Consider the following 11,965-nt stretch of genomic DNA (forward strand, 5'->3'; position numbering starts at 1 on the left):
GCGGGCGCGGCGCGGCCCCCATCCACCGCGCCATCGAAGCGGGCGATGCGCAGACCGGAGTGACCATCATGCAGATGGACGCCGGACTGGACACCGGAGACATGCTGCTCACGGAGCGCTTGCCGATCCGCGCCGACGACACCACGGGCAGCCTTCACGACCGCCTCGCGGTGCTTGGTGGGCGCCTGATTGTTGAAGCCCTGGAGATGGCTGCTTGCGGTGGTCTCCATGCGCAACCGCAACCCGCCGACGGCGTGACCTACGCGCACAAGATCGAAAAGGCCGAGGCCGCCATCGACTGGGCGCAGCCGGCAAGCGCGCTGGCGCGGCGGGTGCGCGCTTTCAATCCCTTCCCCGGTGCGTCCACCGGCCTGGCGGGCGAAGCCATCAAGGTGTGGGCTGCGCACGCCGACGATGCCGCTGCAGGCACACCGGGCGAAGTGCTGGCGGCGCACGCCGATGGCATTCGTGTGGCCACCGGCGAAGGTGCGCTGGTGCTCACCGAGCTGCAGCGTGCGGGCGGCAAGCGCTTGGCTGCGGCCGATTTCCTTCGCGGCTTCCCGCTGGCGGTCGGGCAGGTGCTGGACGCCGCGCCCCCGGCGAAGGCGGCCGGCTGATGTTCCACCGCCGCGAGTACCGGGAGCGCCCGGAGTACTGGGAAGGCGTTCGCGATCAGGTGTCGGTGGCCATGGGCATCGGCGCCTGGGGGTTGATGACGGGCGTGGCCATGGTGCAGTCGGGCTTGTCCGTGCTGGAGGCCGTGCTGATGACGCTCATCGTGTACGCCGGCAGCGCACAGCTCGCGGCGGTGCCGATGATCGCGGCCGGCGCGCCGCTGTGGGTGATCCTGGCCGCGGCCTTCTGCGTGAATCTGCGCTTCGTGGTTTTCTCGGCGCATCTGCGGCCCTATTTGATGCACCTGCCGCGATGGGAGCGCTTGACCAAGGGCTACCTCACGGGCGATCTCACTTATGTGTTCTTCGCGCGCCGCTACGCCCGTCCGGGCGAGACGCCCGAGGAACTGGCACAGCAGCAGGCCTACCTGATGGGCAACTGCGCCATGAACTACATCGCGTGGATGGGGGCGAGCCTGGCGGGCATTGCACTGGCCAATGCCATTCCCGTGGCCTGGGGACTGGGCTTCGCCGGCATCCTCGCGCTGCTGGGGGTGCTGTGCTCGCTGGCCTCATCGAAGCTGCGCATGGTGTCCGCTGGTGTGGCCGGCGCGGCGGCGGTGGCGGCGTGGGCCTTGCCCCTCAAGCTCAACATCCTGGTGGCCATCGCCAGTGCGGTGGCGATCTGCCTGGTGCTGGAAAAGCTCAGGCCTGATGCGCCGGGAGCGCACCATGTTTGACGTCGATCCCTGGACCCTGCTCACCATCGTGCTGCTGGGCTGCATCACGGTGATCACCCGTTGCTTCTTTTTCATCTCCGGCAAGCCCTGGAGCTTGCCGAACTGGGCGCAGCGTGGCCTGCAGTACGCGCCGATTGCCGCGCTGGCGGCGGTGGTCGTTCCCGAGATCGTGATGACGCACGGCGCGCTCATCGCCACCTGGAAGGACGCGCGGCTCTTTGCGGCGGCCGCGGGCATGGCCTGGTTCTTCTGGCGCCGGGGTGTGCTCGGCACCATCGTGTGCGGCATGGCGGTGTACCTGCCGCTGCGCCTTGGCCTGGGCTGGTGAGGCCGCGCGCCGCCTTCAGCGGTGCCACTGCTTCTGGTAGGCCCACTGCGCGTAGCGCGCGTGCGCCTGCGCCTTTTCCACCAGGCCCGGGTCGCTGCCAGCCGTGTCCTTGAGCTGCCCCTCGGCGTAGGTCATGAGCCGGGGTGCGACATCGGGCTGCAGCACCGCCACGCGCGAGCCTTCCATGTAAGCCTGGATCTTGTCGAACTGCATGATCGCGCGGCCCGGTCGCGCGCGCTGCGCGGGATCGGTCAGGTCGCGTCCGGTCAACGGGTGTTCGCCGCTCAGGCCCATCAGCGAAATCAGCGTCGGTGCCAGGTCGATCTGGCTGGCCACGGTGGCGATGCGCTCGGGCGTGCGGATGGCGCCGCCCAGGATCAGGCCGGGGATGTGAAAGCGCTCGATCGGGATCACCGAAGGGCCGTACACGCGCGAGTTGTGGTCGGCCACCACGAGGAACAGGGTGTTGTCCCAGTAGGCCGATCGCCTGGCCTTCTCGAAGAAGCGGCCCAGTGCGTGGTCGGCGTACTTCACCGCGTTGTTCACCGTGTTTTTGGGCTGCTCGTAGAGGTCGAAGCCGCCCTCGGGGAACTCGAACGGGGCGTGGTTGGAGGAGCTGAACACCAGCCCGAAGAAGGGCTTGTCGGCGGGCTGCTGCAGGAACTGCTGGTGGGCGACGTCGAACAGGTCGCCATCGGAGGCGCCCCAGGTGCCGATGAACGCACTGGCCGGCATGTCCTTTTGCTCCACCACGCGGTCAAAGCCGTTGCCCATGAAGTAGCTGCGCATGTTGTCGAAATGCGATTCGCCACCGTAGAAGAAGGTCGACTCGTAGCCCTTGGGTTTGAGGAAGCTGGCCAGTGTGAAGAAGTCGCGCTGGGACTTGGCCAGCTTGACGGTGCTCACCGCCGGTGTGGGCGGGAAGCCGGCCACCACCGCTTCGATGCCGCGAACCGAGCGCGTGCCGGTGGCGTACAGGTTGTCGAACCACAGGCCCTCGTTGGCCAGGCGGTCCAGGTTGGGGGTGAGCGGCAGGCCGCCCAGACGGCCGACGAACTCGGCGCCCAGGCTCTCTTCCAGCACGATCACGAGGTTGAGCGGCCTCGCGCGCGGGTGCAGGGTGGTTTGCAGATGGCGCAGCGGCGACTCGGGATCGTTGAACGCGGCGGCAGGCAAACCCGTTTCGCGCCGCACGACGTCGATCACCTGCGCCTGCGGCAGCTCGGCGTAGACGAGGCCGCCCTCCTCGCTCTTGCGCGACTGGTAGATGGCATAGGCGAGCGTGTAGAGCGAGCTCAGGGGCACTTCGTTGACGAGGTGGTCGGTGGTGACGGCTGCGCTGGCCGGGTTCGCCGGCCGGTGGCCCAGTGCCCCGCGCCCGCCCAGCGCGAGCGATGCAAACAGCAGCAGCGACAGGCCCAGCGCCTGCCACGCGCGCAGCGTCACGCCGTGGGCCACGGGGCGGGTCAGCCGGGCATAGACCCAGGCAAGCGTGGGCAGCAGCACGGCGGTGGCCAGCAGGTGGGGCCAGTAGTCCTTGAGGAGCGTGCCGCCCACCTCTTTGGCGTAACCCAGGTACTCCACAAACAGGTAGTTGGGGCGGCTGTCGTACTGCGCCATGAAGGCGGGGGTGGACAGCTCCATGAACGCCACGAGCAGCAACGCAATGCCGCCGTACACGCGCAACACGGTGCCCCACGCGCGCTGGCTGCGCTGCCCGAGTGCCAGCCAGGGCGTCAGCGTGGCGGGCAGCACCCACACCAGGCCCAGCAGCACCGCGTCGAACCGCAGCCCTTGCAGCCAGACATGGCCCCAGGCCTGCGCCTGCGCGATGCGGTCGGCCTGCCACGCCATCAGGCCCAGACGTGAGATCCAGAGCACCGCGAGCATGCAGGCCATGGGCAGCACCAGCGGGCGCAGCACCGCCGTGAGCGTGCGGCGGGGAGACGATGGTGGGCGCGGTTGCCCTTGTGCGAAACCTGTTCGCGTCGCGCGCACCGGCTCGCTGCGCTCGCCCAGCCAGGGCAGGGCCAGGCGCCAGCCCACCCACGACACCGAGGCGCAGATCAGCCACGTCCAGAGCGTGTGGCTGGGAAAGTGGGCGCCGCGCACCGTCTGCACCGCACCGGCCAGCAGCCCCACCCACACCACGGCAGCCAGCCAGCGCAGCCCCACCGCGCGACGGCGCACCGTTCCCGCAGGCGCCGCCAGCCAGGGCAGGCACAGCGCCAGGAACGCGAAACCGCTGGACGCGTGTCCGCCAGGGAAGCAGCGGCCCGACCCGCCGTCGCTCACGCCCCAGGCCCAGTGCGACACCAGCCGGGCAGTGCCCCCAAACGCCTGCAGGTCCCAGGGGCAGCTGGTGAGGCTGTGGTTCTTGACCAGGTTGACCGCCATCAACGACAAGGTGGCCAGCGCCACCACCGTCCAGCGCTCGCGCCGTGGCATTCGCAGGCCCGGCCACAGCGCCCAGGCGCAGAGCAGCAACCAGAAGCCCGTCATGACATGGCGCATGGCATCGTGCAACACGCGTTCGAGCAAGCCGTTGTGCCGCAGCGCAAAACCGTCGGCGCCGCCGAAGAGCTGCATGACGGCCATGTCCAGGCCGCTCATGTCCCAGAGCAAGGTGATCGCGAGCAGGCCCAGCAGCCACGGCGTGACGGCAGAGCGGGAGCGGGCGGTGGATATCCGCGGGGGGCTTGACAGTGCGTGCATGGGTCGCGAATGTGAGGGGCCCGGGTTAACGGTGCCTTAAGGACCGGCTAAGGCGCGAACCCATAATGCGCCTGCTCGACTCCAAAGAACAGACCCCTGCTTCAATATGCGTGCACTTGTGGTGGAAGACGACCCCGGTATCGCCAGCGGCCTGCAGGCCTCGCTGCGCCAGGCGGGCTATGCGGTGGACCTCTGCGCCACCATCGATGCTGCCTGGCTCGCCCTGGCGGTCGAGCCCTTTGACGTGATGCTGCTCGACCTCGGCCTGCCCGACGGCGAAGGCCTGGACCTGCTCGCGCGGTTGCGTCGCCAGCCCGCGGCCGCAGCGGGACGCGCCACACTGCCGCGCCCCGACATGCCGGTGCTGATCATGACGGCGCGCGACGGCGTGAGCGACCGCATCAGTGGGCTGGACAGTGGCGCCGACGACTACCTGGTCAAGCCCTTTGACGCCAACGAAATGCTGGCGCGCCTGCGCGCCATGGTGCGCCGCGCTGGCGGGCGCAGCAGCCCGGTGATTGCGCACGGCGAACTGGTCGTCGACCCCGCCGCCCACACCGTGCTGCGCGCCGGCGAGGCGGTGACCCTGGGGGCCAAGGAATTCGCCTTGCTGCTCACCCTGCTGCAGGCGCGCCCCCAGGTGCTTTCCAAGGCGCGGCTGGAGTCTGCGCTGTATGGGTTTGACGAGGGGCTGGAGAGCAATGCCATCGAGGTGCACATCCACCACCTGCGCCGCAAGCTCGGTGACGGCCTGATCAAGACCGTGCGCGGCGTGGGCTACTTCGTGCCGCGCGAAGACGGCGCGCCCACCACGCCGGCGCAGAAATGAACACGGTGGACGAACCGGCGGCCCCGCCCCGCCTCCTTCGGCACTACCTGCTCAGCTGGGCGCTGGGCGTGCTGGCGATCATGTGGTGTGCCCTGATCGCGCAGGCCTGGTACACGTCGTTCCACGAAGCGCGCAAATTCTCCGATGGCCAGATGGTGGCCATCGCCAAACTGTGGCTCACCGCCGCCCCCACGGGCGCAGCGCTCGACGCCCCGCCAGACGTGCCCGGCCTCAAGCACGAGTACCTGCAGGACGTGGCCGTGATGGCCTGGAACCACGGCGAGCTCGTGACGGACACGCACGACATGGCGCCGGGGCTGGACCTCACCGTGCTGCCATCGCAGGGATTTGTCACGGTCAACGTGCAGGTCGATGGCCTGTCCCCGCTGTGGCGGACCTACTCGGTGCAGGCGGGCGTGGGTCCCCTGCACCGCCGTGTGGTCGTTCTGATGGACATGCGCCAGCGCTACGAGCTGGGAAAGGACATCGCAGAACATGTGGCGCAGCCTGCGGTGCTGGTGCTGCCGCTGGTGGCGCTGTTGCTGTGGTGGGCCATCCGCCGCGGCCTGCGCCCGCTGGACCGCCTCTCCAGCGAAGTGGCCGCGCTCGACGGCTTTGCCGGCCAGCGGCTGGACACCCATCATCGCCACGCCGAATTTTCCAGCACCGTCTCGGCCATCAACGGCCTGGTGGACACCCTGCAGACGCGCGCGCAGCGCGAGCGCGAGTTTGCGTCCGACGTGGCGCACGAGCTGCGCACGCCCCTGGCGGCCATGGCGCTTCAGGCCCGCGCGGCGCAGCAAGACCCTTCGCCAGAGCGCCTCGAGCAGCTGGAGCAGGAGTCGCTGAAGGCGGGGCGCATCCTGTCGCAGCTGCTCGATCTGGCCCGCGCCCAGCGCAACGCCACCGACGCGCTGGCGCCTTCGCGCGTGGTGCTCGGCGAGCTGGCCGCGCGGCTGATTGCGTCGCACGCCCCCGCGGCCTACGAAAGCGGCCATGAACTCTCCCTGCTGGAGCCGCAGGAGCCGATCGCCGTGCTGGCGCAGCCCCTGCTGCTGGAGCTGGCCTTGCGCAACCTGATCGAGAACGCCTTGCGCCACACCCCCGGCGGGACGCAGGTGGTGGTGGCGGTGTGGCAGACGCCGCAGGCCGTGGGCGTTTCGGTGAGCGACGACGGGCGCCGGGCGCAGGCCGCCGCAGCGTTGCCCGCCGAAAAGGGCGGCCTCGGGTTGGGGCTGCGCCTAGTGGAGCGCATTGCCGAACAAATCGGCGCGCAGCTCGAGCGCGATGCGGGCGAACTGCCCATGACGACGCGATTCACGCTGCGCTGGCCGAGCGCATAAGGTTGGCTTAACGCAGCTTGCGCACAGTGCGTGCGCTGGCATGTGCCGGCATTCGGATGCCGGCCATGCAGCTCACCATGCCCTTCGGGCTTTCGCGCCCTGACTTCTTTCTCCAAACCGCCCCGCGTTCGCCAGCGGCGACCGGCACACGCCCGCTCGTGGCCGTGTGGGGGCTGGCGCTGTGGCTGGCCAGCGTGGGCAACCTGCCGTTGTGGCAGCGCATCCATGCCCTGGGCGGCACGCCCGGCCAGCGCCTGGGGCTGATGCTGGGTCTGGGCCTGCTGCTGACCGGCGCCCTGGTCGCGCTGCTCTCGCTCCTGATGGCTGCGCGCATGTTCCGCCCGGTGGCCAGTGCGCTGGTGCTCGTGGCGGCCTTCAACACGCACTTCATGTGGCAATACGGCGTGGTGATCGACCCGACCATGCTGGCCAACGTGCTGCACACCGACGTGCACGAAGTGCGCGACCTGCTGTCGTGGGCCATGCCTGGCACCGTGCTGCTGGTGGCGGGCGTGCCGCTGTGGGCGATCTGGCGCCGGCCACTGACCTTGCGTGCACCGCTGGCACAGACCGGGCGCAGCCTCGCGGGGGTGTTGACCGGGCTTGTGCTCGTGGTGCTGTCTGCGCTGCTGAGCTATCAAGGCCTGGCCTCGCTCATGCGCAACCACAAAGACCTGCGCTACATGGCCAACCCGCTCAACACCCTGTACGCCGGTGGCCGCCTCGCGGTGGACCAGCTCCCGCGACAAGTCAGCGCCCTGCAGCCCGTGGGCCGCGACGCCGAGCTTGGCGCGAGCTACGCACAGCAGACGCGACCGCCCCTGATCGTGCTGGTGATTGGCGAGACCGCGCGCGCACAGAACTTCGGCCTCGATGGCTATGCCCGCAACACCACACCCGCCCTGGCGCGCTGGCAGGCGCGGGGCAACCTGGTCAACTTCAGTGAAGTGCAGTCGTGCGGCACCAACACGCAGGTCTCGGTGCCCTGCCTCTTCTCGCCGCTCACCCGCGCCCAGGGCGGCAACAAGACCCCGGAACACGAGAACCTGCTGGACGTGCTGCAACGTGCGGGCCTGGCCGTGCTGTGGGTGGACAACCAGGCGGGCTGCAAGGGCGTGTGTGACCGCGTACCCAACGCCCGTGCCAACGACCACGATGTGCCCGGCCTGTGCAAGGACGGTGAGTGCCTGGACGAGGCCATGCTCGACGGACTGGACCAGCGCATCGCCGCGCTGGACCCCGTGCGGCGTGCGCGCGGCGTGGTGGTGGTGATGCACCAGATGGGCAGCCATGGGCCGGCCTACGCACGCCGCGCCCCCGACAACCGCAAGCCCTTCCTGCCGGAGTGCCGCAGCGTCACGCTGTCGGACTGCCCACCGGCGGAGCTGGTCAATGCCTACGACAACTCCATCGCCTACACCGACCACTTTCTCGACCAGACGCTGCAGTGGCTGCAGGCCCGCGCAGAGCGCGGCAGCGAAGACACGGGTCTGATCTACGTGTCCGACCACGGTGAGTCCCTGGGTGAAAACGGCTTGTACCTGCACGGCGTGCCCTATGCGCTGGCACCCACGCAGCAAACCCATGTGCCCATGGTGAGCTGGTTCTCGCCCGGCCTGCAGCAGCGCACCGGTTTGTCGATGAACTGCCTGCGCTCGCAAGCTTCAGCACCCATCTCGCACGACCACTTCTTTCACTCGGTGCTGGGGCTGATGGACGTGCAAACCCGCGCCTACCAGCCGGCGCTTGATGCGCTCATGCCCTGCAGCGCGGCCGCCCAGGCGAAAACGCCCGCGTCCGAGCAACCCGTCACGCGCAGCCCGGCGGTGTGACCGGCTGCGCCTTCGGGCGCGGGCGCGTTTCCTACAATGCGGGCTCCCTCAGCCGACCCAGCGCTCGCGCGCCCGCTCCCACCATGTCCTTTGTCCGCTTCTCCGATCTGTGTTCCCGTGGCCAAGTGAAGGGCCAACGCGTTTTCATCCGTGCCGACCTCAACGTGCCGCAGGACGACACGGGTCGCATCACCGAAGACACGCGCATTCGCGCGAGCATCCCGGCCATCCGCATGGCGCTGGACGCCGGTGCCGCTGTGATGGTCACCAGCCACCTGGGCCGCCCCACCGAAGGCGCCTTCAAGCCCGAGGATTCCCTGGCCCCCGTGGCCGCGCGACTGGGCGAACTCATGGACCGTCCGGTGCGCCTGGTGTCGAACTGGGTCGACGGCGATTTCTCGGTGGCGCCCGGTGAAGTGGTGCTGCTGGAGAACTGCCGCCTGAACGTGGGCGAAAAGAAGAACGCCCCCGAGCTGGCGAAGAAGCTGGGCGCGCTGTGCGACATCTTCGTGCACGACGCCTTCGGCACCGCGCACCGCGCCGAGGGCACGACCTACGGCATTGCCGAAACCGCACCCGTCGCTTCCGCCGGCCCCTTGCTGGCCGCCGAGATGGACGCCATTGCGAAAGCCCTGGCCGCGCCCAAGCGCCCGCTGGTGGCCATCGTGGCCGGCAGCAAGGTCAGCACCAAACTCACCATCCTGAAGAGCCTGGCCAGCAACGTGGACCAGCTCATCGTGGGCGGTGGCATCGCCAACACCTTCATGCTGGCCGCCGGCCTGAAGATCGGCAAGAGCTTGGCCGAGGCCGACCTGGTGGGCGAGGCCAAGGCGGTGATCGACGCCATGGCCGCGCGCGGTGCCGAGGTGCCCATCCCGACCGATGTGGTGACCGCCAAGGCGTTTTCCGCCGATGCGGTGGCCACCGTGAAGAAGGCCACCGAGGTGGCCGATGACGACCTGATCCTGGACATCGGCCCGCAGACCGCAGCCAGGCTGGCCGCGCAGCTGATGAAGGCCGGCACGATTGTGTGGAACGGCCCGGTGGGTGTGTTCGAGTTCGCGGCATTCGAAGGCGGAACCAAGACCATTGCCGAGGCCATCGCCCAAAGCAGCGCGTTCAGCATCGCGGGTGGTGGCGACACGCTGGCCGCCATTGCCAAGTACGGCATCGAAAAGGATGTGGGCTACATCTCCACCGGCGGTGGCGCGTTCCTGGAGGTGCTGGAGGGCAAGACCTTGCCCGCGTTTGAAGTGCTCGAGCGCCGCGCGAAGGGCTGAGTCAGGCCGGCGGTGCGCGCGTGGGGATGCGCGCCACCACCCAGGCGCCCACCAGGCCCACCAGCAGCAAGCCGCCCAGCGCCCACGGCTGGTGGCGAAACCCCCAGGCCGAGAGGCTGACCATCACCACCATGCCGGTGAGGGCGATGGTCTTGGTGCGGCGGGTGAGGCTGCGGTGTTGCTCCCAGTCACTCACCATCGGGCCAAACAGGCGATGGTTGAGCAGCCAGCCGTGCAGGCGCGGCGAAGCTTTGGCGTAGCAGGCGGCGGCCAGCAGCACAAAAGGCGTGGTGGGCAGACCCGGCAGCACCACGCCGATCACCCCCAGCACCAGCGCCACCGTGCCCGCGAGCCAGAGCAGCCAGCGCACGGTGCGGGAGAGAGGGGCTTGGGGCGTCACGCCGCCATCTTAGCCAGCGGCCCCGCCGTCCGTTCGGGTGTGGCTTCAGGCGGCCGGGCCGACGGTCAGCTCCACTTGGCCCACGCCTTCCACGTGGCCCGTGATGTGGTCGCCGGGCAGCACCGCGCCCACGCCTTCGGGCGTGCCGGTGTAGATCAGATCGCCGGGTTGCAGGTGGTAGAACAGCGAGAGGTCGGCAATGATTTCGCGGATGTTCCAGATCAGCTTGTCCACATCAGACTTCTGCTTCACCGCGCCATTGACCGACAGCTCGATGCCGCCGCGCTCGATCACCACGCCCGGCATCGGCACGATCTCGCTGCACACCGACGAATGCTCGACGTCTTTGCCCAGGTCCCAGGGGCGGCCCTTGTCGCGTGCCACCAGCTGCAGGTCGCGCCGCGTCATGTCCAGGCCGGCTGCGTAGCCGAAGATGATGTCGTGCGCGTCTTCGGCCTTCACGCGAAAGCCCGCCTTGCCCACCGCCAGCACCAGCTCCATCTCGAAGTGGTAGTTGTTCGTTTCGCTCGGGTAGGGCGTGGTCGCGCCGGAGAGGGCCAGCGTTTGCGGCGCCTTGGTGAAGTAGAACGGGCGCTCGGCGGTCTTGTCGACCGGCTTGCCCATTTCCACCGCATGCGCGTGGTAGTTGCGGCCCACGAAGAACAAACGGTTGACGGGGAAGTGTTCGGTCTTGCCGCGCACGGGTATCGAGGCCACGGGGGGCGGGGGGAAGAGGTAGGTGGTCATCTTGAAAGGCCTGTTCAGGGCATGCGAGGTTGGTTGTCGGGGCGTTCTTCGTAGACGCCGAGCTTGCGGTGCAGCGGCGATTCGTCGGCCAGGAAGAGGAACGCGGGCGCGGTGGCCGACGCATTGGTGAGCGTGGTGCCGGTGTAGCCGGGGATGCAGCAGGTGTCGGCCGCGACGAGGTCGAAGGCCTGGGCGTCGGTGGCCACGCGCGCGGCGCCTTCGATCACGTGATAGACCACGGCGGGCGAGCGCGCGGGCAGCTGCAGCGTCTGGCCGGGGCGCAGCATCAGCGCGTGAAAGCCGAGGATGTTCTCCACGTCTTCACCGGTTTCGGGGTTCACATAGGTCACCTGCACCGCGTCGATGTCGGGCCGGTCGGCGGCCATCGACTCCAGCGCCGCCTTGGCGTCGGCCCAGGGGTAGCGCAGCATGGGGTAGCGCCGGCCGCTGCGACCAAACACGGGCGTGGGCACCAGCCCACCGCGCGCGTAGGCGCGGTCGCCCTGACCCGGGTTGACGTCCTGGCGCGAGCCGTTGAGGTGGTAGCTCACCTCCAGGTAGTACGCCAGGGGCAGGTCCAGCACGTCGAGCCAGATCACGGGTTCGGTGCCGTCGTGGCCATGCTCGTGCCACAGGCCGGTGGGCGTGAGGATCAGGTCGCCGCGCGACATGGGGCACTTCTCGCCGTCCACGGTGGTCCAGGCGCCCTCGCCCTCGACCACCATGCGCACCGCGTTCGGTGTGTGCCGGTGGCTGGGCGCCCACTCGCCGGGCATGAGCAGCTGCATGCCGAGGTACATGGCCGCGCTGGCCTGCATCTTCTCCAGCGTGTGGCCCGGGTTGGCGAGCACCAGCACGCGCCGCTCGGCCTTCTCGATGGGGGTGAGCTCACCGGCCTTGAGCAGCAGCGGCTTGATGGACTGGTACGCCCAGTGCGTGGCCTGCGTCTGGCGCGTGGGTATTCTGGGCGGCAGCACGCCGCGCAGGCTGGGCCACAGCGGCACCAGGTTGAGCGCGCGCAGCTCGGCCACGTAGTCGGCGGGGAGGTCTTCGAGTCGTCCGAGGTCGTTCATGGTGTCTCCAGGGTGGGCGGTGTGGGCTTTTCTTGCAGATCTCGAATCCCGTTCGCCCTGAGCC

Annotated in this window: 11 protein-coding genes; 7 read left to right on the forward strand and 4 right to left on the reverse strand. The window is 69.1% G+C overall.

Annotation, left to right across the window (positions count from 1 at the left end):
* From KXJ60_RS00005 to KXJ60_RS00015, 3 genes are all read left to right on the forward strand, one after another.
* A partial coding sequence (locus KXJ60_RS00005) for a methionyl-tRNA formyltransferase (protein WP_291123025.1) occupies nt 1-617 on the forward strand: 617 nt, incomplete at its 5' end.
* Nucleotides 617-1,354 (forward strand): AzlC family ABC transporter permease, encoded by a 738-nt coding sequence (locus KXJ60_RS00010; RefSeq protein ID WP_291123028.1) that lies wholly within the window; start codon nt 617-619, stop codon nt 1,352-1,354. The genes KXJ60_RS00005 and KXJ60_RS00010, both read left to right, overlap by 1 nt.
* Nucleotides 1,347-1,682 carry an AzlD domain-containing protein gene (locus KXJ60_RS00015; RefSeq protein ID WP_291123031.1) on the forward strand — a complete coding sequence of 112 codons (336 nt, stop codon included), beginning with the start codon at nt 1,347-1,349 and terminating at the stop codon, nt 1,680-1,682. Before KXJ60_RS00010 ends, KXJ60_RS00015 begins: the two co-directional genes overlap by 8 nt.
* A gap of 15 nt (nt 1,683-1,697) precedes the next feature.
* On the opposite strand, the gene KXJ60_RS00020 is transcribed toward KXJ60_RS00015, so the two are convergent.
* Nucleotides 1,698-4,397, reverse strand: a complete 2,700-nt coding sequence (locus KXJ60_RS00020; RefSeq protein WP_291123034.1) for a sulfatase-like hydrolase/transferase — start codon at nt 4,395-4,397, stop codon at nt 1,698-1,700.
* 106 nt (nt 4,398-4,503) lie between these two features.
* Here KXJ60_RS00020 and KXJ60_RS00025 point away from each other — a divergent pair, with 106 nt between their 5' ends.
* From KXJ60_RS00025 to KXJ60_RS00040, 4 genes are all read left to right on the forward strand, one after another.
* A complete protein-coding gene (locus KXJ60_RS00025; RefSeq protein ID WP_291123036.1) occupies nt 4,504-5,226 on the forward strand; it encodes a response regulator transcription factor in 723 nt (240 codons plus the stop codon).
* Complete coding sequence (locus tag KXJ60_RS00030; RefSeq protein ID WP_291123038.1) at nt 5,223-6,569, forward strand: HAMP domain-containing sensor histidine kinase; 1,347 nt, start codon at nt 5,223-5,225, stop codon at nt 6,567-6,569. The genes KXJ60_RS00025 and KXJ60_RS00030 overlap by 4 nt, the downstream gene beginning before the upstream one ends.
* 65 nt (nt 6,570-6,634) lie before the next feature.
* Complete coding sequence (locus KXJ60_RS00035) at nt 6,635-8,401, forward strand: phosphoethanolamine--lipid A transferase (RefSeq protein ID WP_291123041.1); 1,767 nt, start codon at nt 6,635-6,637, stop codon at nt 8,399-8,401.
* A gap of 83 nt (nt 8,402-8,484) precedes the next feature.
* On the forward strand, nt 8,485-9,681 hold the full coding sequence (locus KXJ60_RS00040; RefSeq protein WP_291123044.1) for a phosphoglycerate kinase: 1,197 nt from the start codon (nt 8,485-8,487) through the stop codon (nt 9,679-9,681).
* Nucleotide 9,682: 1 nt separating this feature from the next.
* Here KXJ60_RS00040 and KXJ60_RS00045 read toward each other — a convergent pair whose 3' ends face one another.
* Genes KXJ60_RS00045 through KXJ60_RS00055 form a run of 3 tightly spaced genes read right to left on the reverse strand, consistent with a single transcriptional unit; the run spans nt 9,683 to nt 11,901 of the window.
* On the reverse strand, nt 9,683-10,081 hold the full coding sequence (locus KXJ60_RS00045) for a YbaN family protein (protein ID WP_291123046.1): 399 nt from the start codon (nt 10,079-10,081) through the stop codon (nt 9,683-9,685).
* A gap of 45 nt (nt 10,082-10,126) precedes the next feature.
* Nucleotides 10,127-10,828 carry a fumarylacetoacetate hydrolase family protein gene (locus KXJ60_RS00050; protein WP_291123049.1) on the reverse strand — a complete coding sequence of 234 codons (702 nt, stop codon included), beginning with the start codon at nt 10,826-10,828 and terminating at the stop codon, nt 10,127-10,129.
* Between the two features lie 14 nt (nt 10,829-10,842).
* Complete coding sequence (locus KXJ60_RS00055; RefSeq protein ID WP_291123051.1) at nt 10,843-11,901, reverse strand: cupin domain-containing protein; 1,059 nt, start codon at nt 11,899-11,901, stop codon at nt 10,843-10,845.
* Nucleotides 11,902-11,965 lie beyond the last annotated feature (64 nt).

This window comes from Hydrogenophaga sp. (assembly GCF_019264445.1).
GTDB lineage: Bacteria > Pseudomonadota > Gammaproteobacteria > Burkholderiales > Burkholderiaceae_C > Hydrogenophaga.